The 23,433-nt window shown below is 61.5% G+C and carries 1 protein-coding gene; it reads right to left on the bottom strand.

Annotation, left to right across the window (positions count from 1 at the left end):
- Positions 1–23,404 (bottom strand): DUF4347 domain-containing protein (locus ACKVY0_RS12235; protein WP_409215102.1); only part of this gene is annotated, 23,404 nt, incomplete at its 3' end.
- Positions 23,405–23,433: the final 29 nt, after the last annotated feature.

Below are 23,433 nucleotides of genomic sequence, written 5' to 3'. Positions count from 1 at the left end.
CGCTGTCGAAGACGTCGCCACCGGGTCCGCCGAGCATCATGTCATTATCATCGCCGCCGTGCAGAATGTCAGAGCCATAGCCGGCAAAAATGGAGTCGTCGCCAGCCTGGCCATCGATGGTGTCGTCGCCGCCTTCGCCAAGGATGTAATCTTTACCGGAACCGCCGAAGATGGTGTCATTGCCGCCGGTCTCCTCCTCCAGCACATCCGCTCCGCGGGGATGAAAAACGTACGGATCATTCAATTTCTCGAGACTGAAGTAGCCAAAGTCCCCAAAGACAGTGTCATCCCCACTGCCGCTGTCGATGTAATCATTGGCGGTGCCGCCAAAAATCAAGTCATCCCCACCGTTGGTGAAGATCCTGTCGTCATCACCGATGGTGTGGTCGGTGGTGGTCAGGTAGGTTAGAGCACCGAGATCGTTGAAGGTGGCGTAGCCGTTGTCGCCCAGGACCAGATCCACACCATCGCCGCCAGTGATGTTGTCCTTGCCAAAGCCACCGAAGACGATGTTGAAGCCATCGCCAACGTTGATGATGTCGTCGCCACCGATGGTAGGAGTAATGGTGGTGATGTAGGTGAGGATTTCGACGGCGTTAAAGACGGCGTGGCCGCTGTCGCCCAGCACGATGTCATCGCCGCCGCCGGTGGTGATGGTGTCATTGGCGGTGCCGCCGAGGATGATGTTATTACCGGTGCCGCCGTCGATGATGTCAGCGCCGCCGATGTCGGTCTCGGTGCTGATGATGTCACGCAGGATGCTCTGGCCGCCGGTGCTGTCGAAGGTGGCATTGCCGTTGTCGCCGAGGACCACGTCGCGGCCGGTGCCGCCGGTCACGCGGTCAGCGCCGATGCCGGCAAAGATGACGTTGAAGCCGTTGCCGGTGACGATGACATCATCGCTGCCAATGGAAGGATCGCTGGTGGTGATGAAGGTGAGGACACCCGTGGTGTCGAAACTGGCGTTGCCATTGTCACCGAGCACCACGTCACGACCGTCTCCGCCGGTGATTTCGTCTTTGCCAAAGCCGCCGATGACGATGTTGTCGCCGTCACCGGTCTTGATGACGTCATCATTGCCAATGGTCGGCTCGGTGGTGGTGATGTAGGTCAGAATGCCAGCGGTGGTGAAGGTCGCGTTGCCGTTGTCGCCCAATACCACATCGCGGTCCGCACCCCCTGTGACTTGATCCGCCCCGAAGCCGCCGATGACGATGTTGTCGCCGTCACCAGTCTTGATGATGTCATCATTGCCAATGGTCGGCTCAGTGGTGGTGATGAAGGTGAGAATGCCCGCGGTGGTGAAGGTCGCGTTGCCGTTGTCGCCCAAGACAATGTCACGGTCATCGCCGCCGGTGACCTGGTCAGCACCGAAGCCGCCGATGACGATGTTGTCGCCGTCACCCGTCTTGATGATGTCGTCATTGCCAATGGTTGGCTCGGTGGTGGTGATGTAGGTCAGGATGCCCGCGGTGGTGAAGGTCGCATTACCGTTGTCACCGAGCACCACGTCGCGGTCGTCACCACCGGTGACCTGATCGGCGCCAAAGCCAGCAAGGATGACGTTGAAGCCGTCCGCCACCTTGATGATGTCGTCGCCGCCAATGCCGGGCTGGGTGGTGGTGATAAAGGTCAGGATGCCTGCATCAGTGAAGGTGGCATTGCCGTGGTCACCGATGACGACATCACCATCGACACCGCCGGTGATTTCGTCTGCGCCGAAGCCGCTGAGGACGGTGTTGTTGCCGTCGCCGACCATGATGATGTCATTTCCGCCGACGGTGGGTTCGATGGTGGTGATGTAGGTCAGAATGCCGGTGGCATTGAAGACGGCGTGGCCGTTGTCGCCGAGAATGACATCGTCACCGGCACCACCATTGACCTGATCGGCCCCGAAGCCGCCGATGATCACATTGAAGCCGTCACCGACGGTGATGATGTCGTCATCGCCATCGGTGGTTTCGGTGCTGATGATGTCGCGAATGATGCTTTCGCCGCTGGCGGGGTCAAAGGTGGCATTGCCATGGTCGCCGATGATCACGTCGGTGTTCACACCACCGGTGATGTTGTCCTTGCCAAAACCACCGAGGACCGTGTTGAAGCCTGCGCCGGTGCTGATGATGTCAGCCGCGCCGATGGTGACATCGCTGGTGGTGATGAAAGTCAGGAGGCCGGCGTCGGTGAAAGTGGCGTTGCCATTGTCGCCGACGATGACGTCGGTGCCTTCCAGGCCGGTGAGCGTGTCCGAACCGGCACCGCCGAAAACAGTATTGCCACCGGCACCGAAGGTGATGATGTCGCCATTACCAATGGCGGGGCTGGTGGTGGTGATGAAGGTCAGGACACCATCGGCATTGAAGACCGCATGACCGTTGTCACCAAGGATGACATCGGTGTGAGCGCCACCAGTGATGCCGTCGGTGCCAAAGCCGCCGATGACGATGTTGTAGCCGTCGCCTGTGTTGATGGTGTCATTGTCGCCGAGATCAGGATCCGTGCTGATGATGTCACGCAGGACGCTGACGCCATTGGTGCTGTCGAAGGTGGCCTTCCCGTTGTCGCCGATGACGATGTCGTCGGAGATGTCACCCGCAGCCTGGATGTTGTCGGCGCCGTTGCCGCCGATGACGATGTCGGGACCGTTGCCGACGATGATGTTGTCGATGGAATCACCGCCGAGCGCCGCGTCGGTGCTCTCGATGAGAACAAGGACACCCGTGTTGTCGAAATTAGCGCGACCGTTGTCGCCAATGACGATGTCGCGGTTTGCACCACCGGTAATTTGGTCCGCGCCGAGACCGCCGACGATGACATTGAAGCCATCCGAACCAGTGACGATGTCATTCGCGCCGATTTCAGGCTGGGTGGTGGTGATGGTGGTCAGGATGCCGTCGTTGCTGAAGACGATGGTGCCGATGCTGGACGGCGTGGTGCCCGAGGTGACGAAGGTGGCCTTGCCGTGGTCGCCCAAAATCACGTCATCACCACGTCCGGTGGCGATGTCATCCACGCCTGCGCCGCCGAGCACGATGGTGCGACCGTCGGTCGAGCGAATCGTGTCACCGTTGCCGACTGTGGGCTGCTCGGTTTGAATCGAGACGAGCAGGCCGGTGGCGTCGAAGAGCGCGGAGGCATTGTCACCGGCCAGGATGCTGAAGCCAGCGCCGCTGCTGAGGTTGTCAGCACCTGCGCCGCCAAAGACGATGTTCTTGCCGTTGCCGGAGATGATGCGGTCAGCCGCGCCGATGTCGAAGTCCGTGGTGGCGACGCTGGCGAGGATGCTCTTGCCGCCGACGGCGTTAAAACTCGCCTGGCCGCTGTCGCCAAGGATGATGTTGTTGCCGATGCCGGCGGTGATTTGATCCGCGCCGACACCACCGATGATGACATTGGAGCCGATGCCGGTGGTGATGAGGTCGGCGTCGCCATCATTCGGATTGCTGGAGGTCAGGGAAAGCAGCAGGCCGGCGGCGTTGAAGATGGCGCTGCCGTGGTCGCCGAGGATCACATCGCCGAGGTCGTTGACGTTGATGATGTCAGCGCCTGCACCGCCGAAGATGACGTTGTTGCCATTCGCGCCGGTGATGGTGTCCGCAGCACCGATGGACGGGTCGAGCGTGGTGATGGTGCCAAGAACGCCGACATTGCTCATCGTGGCGGAACCGTTGTCACCGATCACCACTGAATAACCGACGCCCAGGGTGATCGTATCTGCGCCGAAGCCGCCAAGAATGACGTTGTTGCCATCCCCGCCGCCAAGGATGTCATTGCCGCCGTTGGAATGGTTGATGGTGGTGATGTTGATGAGGAAGCCGCCGGAATTGAAGTTCGCCGTGCCCTCGTCGCCGATGATGATGTCGTGGCCCTCGGCCCCATTGATCGTGTCGTTGCCGCCGCCGCCGATGAGAACGTTGTTGCCAGCCCCAGCGGTCAGGATGTCGTCACCACCGGTGCCGGGATCGGTGAAACTGATGAGCGTGCCGTTGGTGTCGAAGGATGCCGACCCGTTGTCACCACCGAAGATGTCCTGGTCTTTGCCACCGCCGATGTTGTCATTGCCGCTGCCACCGAAGGCCACGTTGATGCCATCACCGAGGTTGAGGATGTCGTTGAAGTCCGCTCCCGCGACGCTCGTGATGCCACTGAGTTTGCCGGAGCTGTAGAAGGTGGCAAAGCCGTTGTCGCCAAGCGCGACATCGGAGGCGCTGCCGCCAAGGATGGTGTCGGCGCCGGAGCCGCCGAGCATGACGTTCACGGTCGAGGCACCAGCGCTGTCGATGTAGTCATCACCACCAGCCGTGCCTTCTGCGGCGATCTTGGTGACTTTGCCTTGGGCATCAAACTGCATGTAGCCGTTGTCACCCACCACATGGTTGGTGCCGCCGCCGTAGATGCGGTCATTGCCAGCACCGCCAAAGATATAGTTGGTGCCGGTTTTGGCGTAGATGGTGTCGGCCGCGCCGCTGTTGTAATTGAAATCGAAGGTGTCATCAGGATCACCCGGGGCACGTGGCAGTTGCTGACCGGAGTTGATCACCGCAGGAAAGGAGGAACCCTGCGCCACACGGATAACGCCAAGGTCACCCAGAATGTAAGCCTTGCCCGTGCCGGTGTAGATGGTGTCTGCGCCAAGATTGCCTGTGATGTAATCCACATCCGGACCGGCATAGATCGTGTCATTGCCGATGCCACCAGTGAGAGTGTTGATACCGGAGCCACCGCTGATCACATAACGGATGTTCCCGTTGGTCGCCCCAATGTTCACATAGTCGTTGCCACCGCCACCGTTGATGATGTTGGCCACATTGGTGCTGCCACCATCGATGTAGAATTCATCGTCGCCCCCGCCGCCATTGATGGTGAGCGGAGAAACCACGCCGTCATGCACATACAGCGTTTCGTTGCCATCATCACCGTTCATGATGATTTCTCTGACGCCATAGTACTCGGCGCTGCGACCAAGATAGGTGACCAGAACAGTCTCAGTGCCGTCCGCCTGGGTGCTGACATGGCTGACTGAGTAGGTGGCATCGTTGTCGCCTTTGCGGTAGTTGCGGGTAGGACCATCGCCTGTGGTGAGATACAGCTTGCCAGAAGGTCCGGCTCCAGAGCCGTCGGCCAGACGGCGGCCATTGCTGTCGGTGGCGAGGTAAGCAGGAACGGGCTTCTCCAAATATCCAACGGTGAAGGTGGCGCTGAAGGTGATCGAGAAGAGCCAGAAATCGAGTGTGATGGAGCCACGCACCGTGATCCGACCTGTTGCCGAGTTATAGCCAAACCCTGCCGAGAAGCCGAAACCGATGCCAACGATGTGCATCGAACCATGGGCTGAGGCGCCAAAGCTGAAGGCACCCGAGTCCGCATCGTATCCAATGTGAGCACTGACACCTGCGGAGAAGCCGAAGAAGCCATTCCCCACAGAGATGCCGCCACTCATGTCGACGGAGAATGATCCGTTCGACATGATGTAGCCGCTCACGCTGACTCCGCCGAAGAAGAAGAAGGAAGTCGAGGAACTGAAGCTGAAAGCCCAGTCACCTTTCGCCAACCGAATCGGAGGGGTCCGAGGATCCAAGGGGTCCGTGCCAGGCTTGATAAACTCACCACCCACTTGCGCGGTGATGGTGATGCTCATTTTGAAAATTTCGAGCACGACCATCTGGCCGCTGAGCTTGAAATAGACGGAGTTGGCGAAGACCTTGACCTGGCTGCCGTTCGCCAGGGTGAACATGAGGTCTTCGCTGCCGGTGTTGATGTAGAGCTTGCCGGTGGCGCTGATCTTGATCACGCCACCCAGATTGGTGCGGGAGTTCATCTCCGTGACGAGAACGAAGCCCTTGTCGCTGACACTGACATGCAGTTCGATGGACTGGTTGATGAGGCCGCCAGCCAGATTCAGTGCGGCGTAGCCGTCCATGCGCCAGGCATTGCCGGAGAACTGGATGTCCACATGCGCTTCCGCGTCGAGCAGTTTGATGAAAGTGATGGTGCCGTCCACCTTGACGCGCACACCGGGATTCACCACCAGCGTGCTGCCGTCGAGGAAGACCACGGTCCTTGTTTCTCCGATGGTGTTGACGGCAAACATGTAGGTGGCGCTGAACTCCAGGCCAATGAGCGAACCAAAGCCGCCGGAGCCGACGCTGAGCGAGAAGGCACCGATGACACCGTTGGCGCTGAGCTCCATGAAGCCGTTGCCTTGCAGGCTACCAAACGGCCCGAGGGACAGGCTGGCGTTGACGCTGAGCTGGAATTTCGTCGGGGTGAGCAAGATGCCAAAGCCGCCGCTGAACTTGAAAGCTCCGAAGATGCTCACCTCGCCGAAGCCGCGGATGAAGACGTAAGGAGCAGGGCTTTCAAAGCCGCCTGTCAGGTTCGGAGCGCCGCCTGTGACGATGACCTGGCGGTAGATTTTCGGAATCTTGTCGCCATTGCCGTCGAGTTCCCAGATCGGATCGCCATTGGCATCAAATCGTAGAGCACCGTTGCTATCAACGGCCTGCTTGAAGGTGTTGCGCTCGGTTTCGATGCTATTGCCCTTTTCATCGACAATCGTTGGCACTTGGAAGTTCGGATCATCCTTCTCGCCAATGTCGAAGGTGACATCCTCGCTGAAGGTGTTGGTTATGAACACAAAGCCACCGGAAAGAGTCACCCCGGGGATGGCGCTAGCGTCGAGGCCGACGTGGATCATCGCCGCGAAGCCCACCGCGCCGCTCTTAAGCTGGCCCGCATAGATGACTGCGTTGGCGTTGAAGGTTAAGAGCGGGTGGCTGTCCGGACCCAGTTTCATGGAGCCCTGGATCAGCAGCTTGAAGCCGACAGGGCCAGTGGAGATCTCCATGATCAGCGTGCCCTCGATGCGGAAAAGCTCCATGCCACCGACGATGCGGAAGCTCGCCACCACAGATGCCTTGAAGACGAAGCCAGGATTCACATCGATCTCCTGCACACCCGCCGGAGTGCCCGGATTGCCCGCAATGGCCGGTGTGATCAAGGTCACGCGGTGGCTGACGGTGTCAGTGTTCAGCAGGATGACCCCGGCGCCGGAAACCGAGATGCCGAAGGACTCCAGTGGATCGCCACTGCCCTGCTTCCGCTTCGCCAGCACTCCGCCAAACACATAGAAGGTTCCGGCTCCGTAAACCAGATTGAAATCCCCGGCCGCCAAGAAGCTGTTGCCCGCAGCGGTGATCTCACCTGACATGTTGATGTGGAACTTGCTTGGGGTCAGGCTGATATAAATCTGACCGCCGAGCTTGGAGGTGATCAGGTCCATGGATCCCTTGCCACGCAGCACGAAGTATGGCGCGTCATCCTCGAAACCACCCAGCAGACGTGGTGCGCCGCCGGAGATCGACACCGTGCGCAGCGTCACTGGCGCTGTCATCACGTTGCCATTCGCGTCGAGCTGTGGCGAACCGTCGGCATTGCGGAGGATGACGACATCCTGACGCGTCTTCTCGATAGTCTGGCCGTTTTCGTCACGGATGGTCGGGAAGGCCGGATTGACGTTCGGAATGTCGAACACGACCGCTTTGCCAAAGGTGTTGACCTGCACCAGGAAGTCACCCTGGATGGCGAACGGCCCGAGATTCGCATTGAGCGAGGCTTGGAACATGGCCGCAAAGCCCAGCGTGCCGTCATACACACCGGCAAAGACGAGTGCCGTGGCATTGAAGGTCAGGAATGGGCTGCCTGCAGGGCCGACCATGAGTTTGCCTACCAATATCAAGCTGAAGCCCTGGCTGCCGATGGTCATCGAAAGGCCGCCCTGCATGCGGAAGAACTCGGTGCCACCGATAGAGAAGACGGCGAGCGCGGAGGCCACAATGTTCAGGGACTGGGGCGCGGCCTTGAGATGCAGAGCCAGATAATCCTTCGAGTCATAAGCCAGCGTGATGGACCTGCCTGACGATGTGCCGCTGAGCAGCGTGACGGCTGAGTTATAGACATCGAACGCATAATCGACGCCTTCCACCAGCGTGGTGGTGCCGTCCTCTGTCACCGTCAAATGACCGCCGTCCTGCAACGAGTGGCTCATGTAGAGCGTCGGGAAGTCGCCAGCCGCCAACGTGAAGTTGTCAGTGGTGAATGCCCGCTTCGTCGCGGGCAGACGCAGATCGACATCCTTCTCGGTGGAAGTGGTATTGATGGTGATGGTGAGCTGCGCCTGAATCTTGATGCCGTAGTCCTCCAGCTTCCGCAGTCCGTCGCCCGTGGCGATCTTCACCGCGCCGTAGATGGCAAAGCCACCGCCGTAACGCACCGTCAGACGGCCGGCGGCCACGCCGATCACGCCGAGCAGGCTCGTCTCCATCGTGGCCTCCACATCCACGGTGAACTCGGTGGAGGTGAAGGTCAGCGTGACCTGACCGGAGAACTGCACGAAGAGCGAATTGTTGAAGAGGTCCAGACGCGCTCCGCCGGCGATGAGAATCTGGAATCCATCCGGTGTGGGCACCGTGGAGTTCGGATTGGCGATCGGGTCACCGTTGGCGTCGAGGCCATAGACGTCCTTGTAGCTGTAATCGACCGCGATGCTCTCGCCATCAGCCGGTGCGTTCGTCAGGGTGATCGTGTTGCCATTGGTCAGAGTGTAGCCGCTTGGCGCGAGATGCAGGCTGCCCACGGTGACGGTGAATGTGGCGCCGGTGGTGATCGGCGTGCGATCGAGAACCAGTGTGCGGCTGGTGCTGGAGCTCCAGGTGAAGGTGTCACGGGTCGTTTTGACGATGTAATACTTGTCCTCCAGCTCGGCGGCCGCCAATCGCTTGCCGGTGCTGTCCACCAGACCAAAGTCGAGCAGGCCGTAGTAGCTGATGCCGCCATTGTCCCGGTTTGGCATGCCAGGACTGTCGAACAGGAAGAGGAACCGGCCCGACCCGCTCGCGACCTTGCTAAGGTCCGCGTAGAAATAGCCGTCCATCGTGATGTTGTCGGCAAAGATGACCTTGCCGGTGAGCAGAATCTTGCCGGTGATGTCGATGGCCAGGTCCACCTCCGCGCGGAAGGTCTGCTTCGACGCGTAGGCATCATACAAAGTCGCCCCGGCGTGGATGACCATGTTCTTGGCGAGATCGCTGAAGCTCACGCTGCTGCCCCCGGCGTTCTTGATGATCGTGGCGATCTGCTGCTTGAGCATCGTCTCCCACTGAGCGGGCGTGGTGGTGGTGGGCGTGTTCGCCTGCGCCAGCGGGCGCAGGGCGAAGGCGCTCGCCTTCGCGTCGATCTTCGCCACGCCGGTGGTCGGGTCGATCACCTGCTGCCCGTTCGAGTCCAGCTCATACACCGTGGGATCTTCGAGCGCGGCCCCGAAGTCGAAACCGCCGCGCAGATCGGTGATCGCCAAGCCGCTTTGGGGATCAAGGATGATCGGAATGCCCGCGCTGATGAAAAAGGACAGCGGCCCGAAGTCCGAGAAGCCCATGCGCATCTCCACCGAGCCCAGACCCGCGATAGTGATCGCGCCCTGGATGCCACCGTAGAAGAAGCGCCGCGCCACCGCCGTGTTGGAGCCGGACGGGATGATGTTGTAGTCGGCGTCGAGCTTCACCACGCCCATCACCAGCGCGCCCTTGACCTGGCCGCCAAACGCGTTGCCTGAGACGCCCACATTGAAGGAGTCGATACCGATGATCGGGAACTCACCGGCGGCGAGCAACGCCACGTCGATGGTCAGGCCGGTCACACCACCTGAGATCGAAAGGCCGGACATGCCCTGCAGCGAGGCCACCTGCGCGTCCACGACGATGAGGAACTTCGACGGGTCGGTGTTGAAGTTGCTGCCCTCCCATTTCAGCGTCACGCGCAGGCTCTTGAGCGGCATCCACGCCGGCGTCTTCAAGGTGGAGGCGGCATCCGCGTCGCCCACGGCCAGTGTGATGGCGAAGTTCGGACCGGCCACGAAGCTGCCGTCGCCCATGATCGAGAAATTGCTCGCGCCGCCGCCGATGGCGATCGGACCAGCCTTCACCAGGACTTCCAGGCTGGTAAACGAGAACATGGCCTCATTGGCCGCCGCGTCGGGATTGAACTCGAAGCCGTTGGCCTTCAGCACCAGGAAGCTACCGAGATTCAGCTCGAACTGGTCGATCTCCAGCGAGAAGCTGCCCAGATCCGCGCCTGAGGGCGCAAAGCCGTTCGCAGGATCGATGAACAAATCCATCGTGAAGATGCCGGCGATGCCAAACTTGTCCGCGTCCGTGCCGTCGCTGACGCTCGCGCCCGTGCCGCCGGGACCGGCAAGCGAAGCCGTCTCCACTCCGACGCTCACTTCCAGTTTGAGCGCGATCTTGCCGGAGTTCGCTCCGCTTCCAAAGCCAACACCAAAATCGGTAAGCTTCACCGAGGGATTGGTGAGTGTCAGCGGGCCGAGCTTGATGGTCTTCGGTGGACTCTTCGGTGTCGTTGCTGCAGGCGGCGCGGCTGGTGGCGCTCCGGGTGCAGGAGGCGCCGGAGGGGCTGGTGGTGTGTAGCCAGGCTGCCTATCAGGCAGAATGTCAAAGGTTGTCGGCACGAAGCTGTCGAGCTTGAAGCCGTTCGCGCCACCGTAGTGGAAGGAGCCGTCACCGGCGATCGTGACCATCACGCGGCCACCCAGCTTGAGGCTGACACCGAGATCGGAGAAGGCCACGTTCGTCAGCGCCGTGCCCGGCGTCTTGCTGCGGGTGATGTTGAAGGAGCCGGACAGGATGACCGCGTCGCCCAGCAAGATCTCACCACCGGTGATGATGACCTGCTGCACACCATCCGCATAAGTCACACCGCCGAGCGTGACCGAGGTGGAGAATGATTTGTAGGTCACCGAAGCCGCCGTGATCTTGAAGAGCACCGGATCGCCGAATTCGAGGCTGGCGTTGGTGATCGTCGTGATGCTTTCGCCGTTTGGCCCGTTCGGCTGGCTGGCGTAGCTGCCCTTGATGGTGATGTCACCGATCTTGATGATCGCATCGGAGACCGCGACGGTGTTAAACGGCGTGCCGTTCTTCGCCACCTCGGTCGCGCTGAACACCACGGGCACTTGGCGCGTGAGCACCGGCACCAGCTCGTTCACCGCGAAGGTCGTCGTGTTGCGGCGCAGCGTCACCGTCGCCTCGGCGCTCAAAATGGATGCCGCCAGACGCCCTGTCGTTGAAGCCTCCATCGCATAGCCCAGCGAGGTGCTGTTGGAGGTCTTGCGGAACAAGACGAGGCCGAGCGTGCCGTCCGTGAGGCTGTATTTGTCGCCGTCACCCAATCCCGTCACGTTGGCGGCACCGATCTTGATCTTCGTGGTATCCGTAGCGCTGTCGGTCGTCTTGGTGAAGCCAAAGTCGCCGGTGAGCGTGATGAAACCCGCGATGGTGACGGAGGCACTGCCACCGATGGAGAGGTAAGGATTGACCTTCGTGCCGCTGCTCACCTTCAGCGGGGCGCTGAGCGCTCCCACCGTCAACGTCGTGTCAATCGCGGTTCCTGTGGTGTTATAAGCGACTGATAGCGTCGTGATCGACAGGCTGAGCACGCTGGACATGTCCACCGGGATCGTCAGCACCGGCGTACCGCTGGCCTGCAAGGCAAACGAGCCGTCCGACTTCAGCAGCAACGCCAGCGAGGCGCTCGTGAGGCCCACGCTGAATCCGGCAGCCGACATAATCGCGCTCGCATTGGTGGCGATGGTCACAATGTCGCTGCCGGATTTCTTGAAGCCGAAGTTGCCGGTGATCGTGACGAAGTTCGTGATCGTGGCATTCAGCCCGGTCACGGTCACCGCGGTCGTGTTCGCGGCCACATTCACCGTGGCGCTGACGCCGCCGACGTTGAGCGTCGTGTTCACCGCGTCAGCCGTGTTGTTGTAGGCGACGCTGACGCTGGTGGCCGTCACCGTGGCGAAATCACCCGGCAGCACGAGACGTGGCGCGCCGCTGGCCTGGAGAATCGTGCCGCCGCCATCCTTGATGATGAGGCCCAGCGTGGCGTTGCTCACACCGACCTCGGTTGTTCCAACCTTCAGCGTCGCGCTGGCACCGGAAGCGGCGATGATCATGTCATTGCCATTCTTCTGGAAGCCGAAGTCGCCCTTCACCGTCACAAAATCGAGCAGCGAGGCCTCAAAACCGGTGACGCTGATCGAAGTGGTGTTGTTCGTCACCACGATCGGTGCAGTGACACTGCCAATGATCACCGTCGTGTTCACATCCGCGCCGGTGTTGTTGTAGCTGACCGTGACGCTCGTGGCGGAGATGGCGCTGAAGTTGCCAGGCAGCACCAAGCGTGGCGCGCCGCTCGCTTGCAGCGCGATCTTGCCCGCTGCAGTCACCAGCAGGCCGAGCGTGGCACTTGTCACACCCACTTCAAAGGAACCGACTGTCAACGTCGCGCTCGCGCCGTTCACCGCGACCGCCATGTCACTGCCGGACTTCTTGAAGCCGAAATCACCCTTCAGGGTGACGAAGTTGGAGATCGTGGCCTCAAAGCCGATCATCGACACCGCCACGGTGTTGTCATCTACGACAATCGGCGCACTCACCGCGCCCACGGTCACCGTGGTGTTCACATTCGCGCCGGTATTATTAAAGGCGATCGCGGCTGAGACTGCGGACACGCTCGCGAAGGCCGTGCCGAGGTTGAAATTCAGCGCACCGCTGCCTTGCAGGGCGATCTTGCTGTCCGGCTTGATGATCAGGCCCAGCGTCGCGCCCGTCACACCCACCGAGAGGCCGCTGACGGTCAAATTCGCCGCCGCATTCTGCGCCACCACGATGATGTCGCCGCCGGTGGTCTTCTTGAAGCCGAAATCGCCAGTGATCGTCACGAAGGTCACGATCGTCGCACTGAATCCGGTCGTGGAGATCGCGGTGACACCGTTGGCGACATTGATCGTGGCCGTCACCGCGCCCACCGTGACGCTCGTGTTCACATCCGCGCCGGTGTTGTTGTATTTCACCGTGACACTCGTCGCGCTCGCGCTGGCGAAGCTGCTGCCCAGGTTCATCGCGAAAGCACCCGAGGCATCAAGGGCAATCTTGCCGTTCGACTGGATGATCAAACCGATGGTGGCGTTGCCCACGCCGATCTCGATGCTCGATCCGGCGGTCAATTTTGCGCTCGCGCCCGTCGCGGCCAGCACGATGTCGCCGCCGGCGGTCTTCTTGAAGCCGAAGTTGCCGCTAATCGTGACAAACTCGCTGATCGTCGCCAGGAAACCAACGGCACTGATCGCGGTCGTGTTGTTCGCCACATTGATCGGCGCAGCTACGGTGCCGACGGTCAGTGTGGTGTTCACATCCGCGCCGGTGTTGTTGTAGGCCACCGTCACCGACGTGGCGCTGACACTTGCGAAGCCCGCGCCCAGGTTCATCGCCAGCGTGCCGGAGGCCTGCATGGCGATCTTGCCGTCCGCCTTGAGGATCATGCCGAGCGCCGCGCTGGTGACGCCGATATTCAGGCTGCCCGCAGTCAACGTGGCGCTCGCGCTGTTCGCGGTCACGTTGATGTCGCCGCCCGCAGTCTTCTGGAAGCCGAAGTTGCCCGTCAGCGTCACGAACTGGCTGATCGTCGCGTTCAGGCCTGTCGCCGTGATCGTCGTGGTGTTGTTCAGCACGTTAATCGGAGCCGAGACCGCACCAACAGTCGCCGTCATCGCCACATCCGCGCCGGTGTTGTTATAAGACACCGTCACCGACGTGGCAGTCGCAGAGGCGATGCCGGAACCAAGGTTCAGAACGGCTGCGCCATCAGCCTGCAGTGCAATCTTGCCGTCTGCCTTCACCAGCATGCCGAACGTCGCGCCGCTGACGCCGAGCTGGATGCTTGTTCCCGCGTTCAGAGTTGCACCCGCATTTTGCGCCACCACGAGCAAATCACCGCCGCTCGTTTTCTTGAAGCCGTAGTCGCCCGTCAGCGTGACGAAGCTGCTGATCGTCGCATTCAAGCCCGTGACGCTCACCGCCGTCACTCCATCCGCCACATTGATCGTTCCATTCACCGTGGTGCCGTCCACCGACACCGTCGCCGTCGTGTTCACGTTTGCCCCCGTGTTGTTGTATTGGACGGAGACGCTCGTCGCCGTCGCGGAGGCAAAGCCGCTGCCCAGGCTCACTATCGCCGAACCACCGCTGGCCTCGAAGGCCATCTTCTCATTGGCGAGGACGATCAAACCGATTGTGGCGTTGTTCACGCCGACTTTGATCACTGAACCCACTTCAAGACGCGCGGAGGCATTGCTGCTCGCGACGATCAGGTCGCCGTTGCTGTTCTTCTGGAAGCCGAAGTCGCCACTCAACGTGACGTAATCCGCGATGCTGGCAGACAAGCCGGTCACAACCACTGCCGTCGTGCCGTCATCCACCTCAATGCCAGCGGTCACCGCAATGCCGCCCACCGTCGCACCCACCGTGGTGTTCACATCCGCGCCGGTGTTGTTGTAGGCCACGTTCACACTCGTCGCAGTCGCAGATGCGAAACCGCTGCCGAGATTGAAGGAAGCAGAACCGCCCGTGGTTTGCAGCGCAATCTTCTCATCCGCCTTCACGAGCAAACCGATCGTCGCGCCCGTCACTCCCGCGCGCACCACGCTGCCCACATTGAGCGCCGCGCTCGCGTTGCTGGCGACCACTTCAAGATCACCGCCAACAGTCTTCTTCACGCCGAAGTCACCGCTCAGGGTCACAAAATTCGCGATCTGCGCGTTCAGGCCGGTCACCGCCACCGAAGTCACGCCGTTCAGCACGTTCACCGGTGCGTTGATCACGCCATCCAGACCGGTGATCGTCGTGTTCACGTCCGCGCCGGTGTTATTATAAGAGACACCGACTCCCGTGGCGGTCACCGTGGCGAAACCGCCGCCCAGGTTGATCGAAGCCGTGCCGCCCGTGGCCTGGAACGCGATCTTCTGATCCGGTGTGATGATCAAACCGATCGTCGCGCCCGTCACACCCACCTGCACCACCGCGCCGGCGTTCAACGTCGCGCTGACATTGCTGCCAGCCGCGATCAAACGACCACTGGCGCTCTTCCTGAAGCCCATGTCGCCGACCAGCGTCACGAAACCGCCGATCTGCGCGTTCAGGCCGCCCAAGACCACCGAGGTCGTGCCGTTCGCCACGTTGATGCCCGCGCTGATCGTCGTGCCGCCCGTCGTCACGTCCAGCGTTTGATTGACCAGAGCGCCGGTGTTGTTGAAGCGGACATTCACGGTGCTCGCCGTCGCAGTCGCGAAGCCGTTGCCGAGATTCAGGCTCAACGCACCGCCCGTGGTTTGCAGCGCGAAGGTTTGATCCTGCTTGATGAGCAGGCCCAGCGTCGCGCCGGTCACGCCGACATTGATCAAGCCGCCCGTCAGCACCAGGCGGGCGCTGGCGTTGTTGCCCACGATCTCCAAATCACCGCCGGTGGTCTTCTCGATGCCGAAGTCACCACTCACCGCCACAAAGTCGGCCACCACCGCGTTCAAGCCGGTCACTGTGACGCTGGTCACACCATTAACCACATTGACCGGAGCACTGATGACACCATCAAGGCCGGTGATCGTCGTGTTCACGTCCGCGCCGGTGTTGTTGTAGCTCACACCCACGCTCGTCGCCGTCGCTGAAGCAAAACCATTCCCCAGATTCAGGAACGCCGTGCCTCCCGTGGCCTGCAGCGCGATCTTCTGGTCTGGCGTGATGATCAATCCCACCGTCGCGCCCGTCACACCGGCCTGCACCACCGAGCCTGCGTTCAACGTCGCGCTCACGTTGCTGCCGGCGGCGATCAAGCGTCCGCTGGCGCTCTTCTTGAAGCCCATGTCTCCGCTCAGCGTCACAAAGCCGCCGATTTGCGCGTTGAGATTGCCCACCACCACCGAAGTCGTGCCATTGGCGACGTTGACGCCGGCATTGATCGTCGTGCCACCGACTGTCACGCTCAGCGTTTCATTAACGAGTGCCCCCGTGTTGTTGAAGCGCACATTCACCGTCGAGGCCGTCGCGGTCGCAAAGCCATTGCCCAAGTTCAGGTTCAGCGCGCCGCCGGTCGTTTGCAGCGCAAAGGTCTGGTCAGGCTTGATGAGCAGGCCCAGCGTCGCGCCGGTCACGCCGACATCCACGAACCCACCGGCCAGCACCAGGCGGGCGCTGGCGTTGTTGCCCACGATCTCTAAATCACCGCCGACAGTTTTCTCGATGCCATAATCACCGCTGAGCGTCACAAACTCCGCCACTGTGGCATCCAGGCCGGTCACCACCACCGAAGTGACACCGTTGAGCACATTGACCGCTCCGCTGACGGTCGTTCCGCCGACCGTCACGCTGGCGGTCGTGTTAACATCGGCTCCGGTGTTGTTATAAGACACGTTCACGCTCGTCGCCGTCGCCGAGGCAAATCCGCCGCCCAAAATCAGCGAGGCCGTGCCGCCGGTCGTCTGCAACGCGATTTTCTGATCGGCTTTCACGAGCAAACCGAGTGTCGCGCCCGTCACACCGGCCTTCACCACACTGCCGGCTTCGAGGCGGGCCGTGGCGTTGTTGCCTGCGATTTCGAGATCGCCACCGGTCGTTTTTTTGATGCCGAAATCACCGCTGAGGAAAACAAAGTTCGCCACTTGAGCATTCAGTCCGATCACGACGACCGAGGTCACGCCGTTGAGCACTTCGATGTCCGCGCTGATCGTCGTGCCGCCGACTATTGCGCTCGCGGTCGTGTTAACATCAGCACCCGTGTTATTATAAGACACGTTCACACTCGTCGCCGTCGCCGAGGCGAAACCGCTGCCGAGGATCAAGGATGCCGCGCCGCCGGTGGTTTGCAGCGCGATCTTCTGATCAGCCTTCACGAGCAAACCGAGTGTCGCCCCCGTCACACCAGCCTTCACCACGCTGCCAGCTTCGAGGCGGGCCGTGGCGTTGTTGCCCGCGATTTCGAGATCGCCACCCGTGGTCTTCTTGATGCCAAAGTCACCGCTCAGTGTCACAAAGTTCGCGATTTGCGCATTCAAACCGATCACCACGACCGAAGTCACGCCGGTGAGCACTTTGACATCCGCGCTGACCGTCGTGCCACCGACCGTCGCGCTCGCCGTCGTGTCCACATCCGCGCCGGTGTTGTTGTAGGACACGTTCACGCTGGTGGCGGTCGCGGTGGCGAAACCACTGCCAAAATCGAGGGAGGCCGTGCCGCCAGTGGCCTGAAGGGCGATCTTCTGATCCGCCTTCACCAGCAGGCCGATCGTCGCGCCAGTCACACCTGCCCGCACCACGCTGCCTGCGTTGAGCGTCGCGCCCGCGTTGTTGGCAGCGATTTCCAGATCGCCGCCGGTATTCTTTTTGATGCCGAAGTCCCCGCTGAGTGTCACAAAGTTCGCCACCTGCGCATTCAGGCCGATGACAACGACAGATGTCACTCCATCGACCACATTGACCGGCGCACTGATCGCACCGCCGAGGCCGGTGATGGTCGTGTTCACGTCGGCACCGGTGTTATTATAAGAGACGTTGACGCTCGTCGCGGTCGCCATGGCGAAACCGCTGCCGAAGTTCAGCGAAGCGGAACCGCCGGTGGTCTGGAATGCGATCTTCTGATCTGGCGTGACGATCAAACCGGCCGTCGCACCCGTGACACCGGCCTGTACCACCGCGCCAGCATTTAGCGTCGCGCTGATGTTGTTGCCTGCGGCGATGAGGCGGCCGCTAGCGCTCTTCTTGAAGCCCATGTCGCCGCTCAAGGTCACAAAACCGCCGATCTGCGCGTTGAGGTTGCCAACGACCACCGAAGTCGTGCCGTTCGCCACGTTGATGCCCGCGTTGATCGTGGTGCCGCCAACGGTCACGCTCAGCGTTTCATTGACCAGGGCTCCCGTGTTGTTGAAACGCACGTTCACCGTCGAAGCCGTCGCCGTGGCGAAGCCGTTGCCGAGATTCAGGTTCAGAGAACCACCGGTCGTTTGCAGCGCGAAAGTTTGATCCGCTTTGACGAGGAGGCCCAGCGTCGCGCCCGTCACGCCAACATCAACCAAGCCGCCGGACAGCATGAGACGGGCGCTGGCGTTGTTGCCCACGATCTCCAAGTCACCGCCGACGGTCTTTTCCACGCCAAAGTCCCCGCTGACCGTCACGAACTCGGACACCACCGCGCTCAGGCCGGTCACCGTCACACTCGTCACACCATTGGTTACATTCACCGGCGCACTGATCACGCCGTCGAGGCCGGTGATCGTGGTCGCCACGTCAGCTCCCGTGTTGTTGTAAGACACACCGACGCTTGTCGCCGTCACCGTGGCGAAACCGCTGCCCAGATTGATCGAGGCCGCGCCGCTGGAGGCTTGCAACGCGATCTTCTGGTCTGGCGTGACGATCAAACCGACCGTCGCACCGGTCACGCCGACTTGCGCCACCGCTCCCGCATTCAACGTCGCGCTCACATTGCTGCCTGCCGCGATCAAACGGCCACTGGCGCTCTTCTTGAAGCCCATGTCACCACTCAGCGTCACGAAGCCGCCGATTTGTGCGTTGAGTCCGCCAACGACCACCGAGGTCGTGCCATAGGCGACGTTTACTGCCGCGTTGATCGTCGTCCCGCCGGTCGTGACGCTCAGCGTCTGATTCACCAACGCACCGGTGTTGTTGAAGCGCACGTTCACCGAGGTCGCCGTGGCAGTCGCAAAGCCATTGCCGAGGTTCAGACTCATCGCGCCGCCGGTGGTCTGGATCGCGAAGGTCTGGTCGGGCTTGATCAGCAGGCCCAGCATCGCACCGGTCACACCGACATCGACCAGATTACCGGCCAGCACCAGGCGGGCACCGGCATTGTTGCCGACGATCTCCAAATCACCGCCCGAAGTCTTCTCGACACCGAAATCACCGCCGACGGTCACGAACTCGGATACCGTGGCATTCAGACCGGTGACGATCACGCTGGTGACACCGTTGACCACGTTCACTGGAGCGTTGATCACGCCGTCGAGACCGGTGATCGTCGTGTTCACATCAGCACCTGTGTTATTGTATGAAACGCCCACGCTGGTGGCCGTCGCTGAAGCGAAACCGCTGCCCAGATTGATCGACACGGCTCCGTTGGTGGCCTGCAAGGCGATCTTCTGGTCGGGCGTGACGATCAAACCAACTGTCGCACCCGTCACGCCGACCTGGGCGACGGAACCGGCGTTCAGCGTCGCACTGACGTTGCTGCCTGCGGCGATCAACCGGCCGCTCGCGCTCTTCTTGAAGCCCATGTCACCGCTCAGCGTGACATAACCGGCGATCTGGGCATTGAGGCCGCCAACCACGACGGAGGTCGTGCCATTCGCCACATTGACGCCCGCGTCGATCGTGGTGCCACCGACGGTCACGCTCAGCGTTTCATTGACGAGGGCTCCGGTGTTGTTGAAGCGCACGTTCACCGATGTCGCTGTAGCAGTGGCGAAACCATTGCCTAGATTGAGGCTCATGGCGCCGCCGGTGGTTTGCAGCGCGATTTTTTCATCGGCCTTCACGAGCAATCCCAGCTTTGCCCCGGTCACGCCGACATCGACGAGGCCGCCCGCCAGCACCAAACGGGCACCCACATTGTTGCCGACCACTTCAAGATCACCACCGGAGGTCTTTTCGACGCCGAAGTCGCCACTGATCGTCACAAACTCGGCCACCGTCGCATCCAGCCCGGTCACGGCCACGGAGGTGACGCCGTTGGTCACGTTGATCGCGCCACTGACCGTGGTGCCGCCGATGGTAACACTGGCGGTCGTGTTCACATCCGCGCCGGTGTTATTATAAGAGACGTTCACGCTGGTGGCGGTCGCTGAGGCAAAGCCGCTGCCGAAAAGCAGCGAAGCGGAGCCGCCCGTGGTCTGCAGGGCGATTTTTTGATCCGCCTTCACGAGCAGGCCGATCGTCGCACCTGTGACGCCCGCCTTCACCGTGCTGCCAGCTTCGAGACGGGCGCTGGCGTTGCTGGCGGCCACTTGCAGGTCGCCGCCGGAGGTTTTCTTCATGCCGAAGTCGCCGGACAGGGTGACGAAGTTCGAAACCACCGCGCTGAGGCCGGTCACGGACACCGAAGTCACGCCATTGAGCACATTGACCGGAGCGCTCACCGTCGAGGTGCCGACTGTCACGCTGGCGTTCGTGCTGACATCCGAGCCGGTGTTATTATAAGAGACATTCAGGCTGGCGGCGGTGGCGCTGCTGAAGCCGGAGCCGAGATTGAATAGAACGGAACCACCGCTGGCCTCGAAGGCGAGTTTTTGGTTCGAACGGATGATCATGCCGACCGTCGCGCCATTGAGGCCGACTTTCACCGTGCTGCCGACTTCAAGACGGGCGGAGACATTGCTGCCCGCGATGATCAGATCGCCGCTGTCCTTCTGGAAGCCGAAGTCGCCGGAGAGGGTGACGAAATCAACCAAGGTGGCGAGGAACCCGGTGACGGTGACGGTGGTGACGCCATTGTTGACGACCACCGGTGCGGACACGCTGGTGCTGCCGATGACCACGGCGGCAGTGCGGTTCACATTCGACCCGGTATTATTATAGGAGACGCTGGCGCTCGTGGCCGCGGCAGAGGCAAAACCGCTGCCGAGGGTGAGCTGGGCGGCACCGCTGGCCTGCAAGGCGAGGGTGAAGTCGGGTTTGACGATGAGGCCGAGGGTCACACCGCTGACACCGGCTTTCATCGTGCCGGATTCCAGAACGGCGCTGGCGTTGCTGCCCGCGATGATCAAATCGCCGCTGTTCTTGAGCATGCCGAAGTCGCCGGTGATGCGGACGAAGTTGGACACCGTGGCATCGAGGCCGGTGACGCTGACCGCGTTGGCTCCGTTCGCCACCACCACGTTGGCGGACACCGTCGAGCCGCCGGCAGTGATGGACAGGGCCGTGTTCACATCCGCGCCGGTGATATTATAGGCAACGTTGATGCTGGTGGCCGAGGCAGAGGCGAAACCACTGCCCAGATCGAGCGAAACCGCGCCGCCGGTGGTTTGCAGGGCGAATTTTTGGTCGGCTTTGATGATGAGGCCGACGGTAGCTCCTGTGAGACCGGCTTTGACGGTACTGCCGGCTTCGAGGCGGGCGGTGGCGTTCGTGGCGGCGGCGAGGAGGTCGGTGCCGCTCCTCTGGAAGCCGAAGTTGCCGGAAAGCGTGACGAAGTCGGCGATGCTGGCCGTGAAGCCGGTGACGGTGACGGTATTATAAGGAGAGGCGATGGACCCGGTCGGCAGGCTGAGTGCCTGGCTGACGCCACTGACCGTGAGGGTCTGGTTGATGGCCGCTCCGGTGGAGTTGTAATCGACACCGACACTCGTGGCACCCACCGAGGCAAAGGTGGTGGGCAGGTTCAGCACCGGTGTGCCCGAAGCGCTCAGGGCGATGCCGCCGGTGGATGGAAGGAGCAGGCCGAAGGTGGCGCTGTTGACGCCAATGCTGGCAGCGGCGGTGGTCAGAAGTGCGCTGGCGTTGTTGGCGACGATCTCGATCGAGTTCGTGCCCTGCTTGAAGCCGAAGTCGCCGCCGAGGGTGACGAAGCCGTTCACCCCGAGGTTCAGGCCGGTGCCAGCGAGGCTTTCCGCGCCAGCGGCGATGGCGGGCATGTTCACCGAGACTCCGCTGACCGTGACGGTCTGGGCGCTGGCGGCGGAAGCGGTGGTGTTCTGGGTGACCGTGACGGTGCCGGTGGCATTGACGAAACTTGACCCGGCGGTGATCGAGAAATTGCCAGTCCCATACACCACGCGGGTACCATCGGTGTTGAGCAGGACGGCGAGATTGGCCCCGCTGATGCCCGCCGAGGCACCGCCGGCAGAGAGCAACGCTGTGGCATTTTGTGCCACCAATGTGATCAGGTTACCGGTCTTCTGCGCACCAAAGCTGCCGCTCAGAGTGACGAAGCTGCTGAGAGCGAGATCGAGGCTGGCGGTCACCGGCGGGGTGTTGGTGAAGTAGTCGCTGAACAGCTTGCCCAGCGCGTCCTTGGCGGCCTGGATCCCGGCATTGATGAGGAGGCCGACTGGACCCGGCGGGTTGCCCGGAACTTGTTTGACCACCAGTTGCAGCTTGTCGGCGGCCTGGACGATTTCGAGGCGGAAGCTGCCATTATTAAAGAGGCCGGTGGCGTTGGTGAAGGCCCCGGTCACGCTGCCCGCCGTCAAAATATCAAAAGTTTGCCCGGCCGCGAGGTTGAAGCCGTTGGCGATGCTGACGGCGAGCGTGCCATTGAGCGCCGCCGTGCCGGTGACGGTGAGATTGGTGTAGTTCGTGCCGCCGATGCCGACCGTGACCGTGGAACCGACTGTGACGGTGGTCGTATCGCCGCTGCTGAGGGTCAGGGTGGGCAGCGAATCGAGCAGGCTGCTGTAAGTGGCCATGGCCTCGGCGACAAACGGCACCCCGGCCTCAATGGCTCCCGTTTGATACTCCAACCGCCAGTCGCCGCCCAAATTCGAAGCCCCGGTGGCATTGGTGGAGGCGGCAATGTCGGCACCCGTGACCTGCGCGAGCCGTGAAACGAATTGAGCAGCTTTGTCACTTTGAGCCACCTCGCAGCCATACAGTAAAATGTCACCGCCGGACTTCAAAGCCGCTCCCCAAGAGGCAATGGACTGTCCATTTTCGGCCAGCTTGGAATCATTGAGGACCAGATTGCCCAACCGCAGGGAACCGTCTCCGCCATGCGCCAAAATGTGGATCGCATCGAGATTGCGGAAGTTTTTCAGCAACTCGGTGATCTGCTGGATGCCGTTGGACTGTGTGTCCAAAACGACCACCTGGATGTTGCTGTTACCACTTTGCAGCCCTTCGATCAGGGGGCGAAAACCGCTCACTGCGCCATCAATGATGATGAGTTGCGCAGGCACGGACAACGAGCCGGATGGGGCACCCGTTTCGCTGGTTTTATAAATCGTTGAATTTGAGCTGTTTGTTACGTCAGAGGAGAAGGCGGTAGCGGCCGGGGGGCCATTGGCTGCTCGTAGCGTTTCCACCAGCTCACCGGTCATGGCGTTGCTGGCAGGTTGCGCTTTAGAGTCATCCAGCCCCGCCTCAAGAGCGGCAGGAAGTGGCGGTTCAACGGCTGCTTCATCGGCTTTAGCCGCGACTTGGGCCGTTTCGTGTCCAGCCGACTGGTCCGCATTTTCAGGAGCCAGCGGCTCCGACTTGGTCTCTGTGGCAGCGGGGAGCGCTTCCGTTTCACCAAAAGCGGACTGTAACAAAATGGCACTCGGAGTGGCGGTGATCTCGGTGTTCAGCGAGGTGCTGCCGGGAATCATCATCACGACCTGATCCGTCGATGCATCAGGCGGCGGCGTGATCGCCAGAGCCACCACCGGCTGCGGCAGGTCCACTGGAGCGCCAGACAGCAAGATGCGCGGCTCCATCATCTCCAGCACAAACGCATCAGCCGCGTGCCGACGGGCACGGGCGACGGATTTGGACTGAGGGAGAGGCAGGGACATGATCGAGCGGCTAAACTGAAAATCTGGCT

The sequence above is a fragment of the Prosthecobacter sp. genome (assembly GCF_046154365.1).
Taxonomy (GTDB): domain Bacteria; phylum Verrucomicrobiota; class Verrucomicrobiia; order Verrucomicrobiales; family Verrucomicrobiaceae; genus Prosthecobacter.
This window is presented reverse-complemented; position numbering and strand designations above follow the sequence as displayed.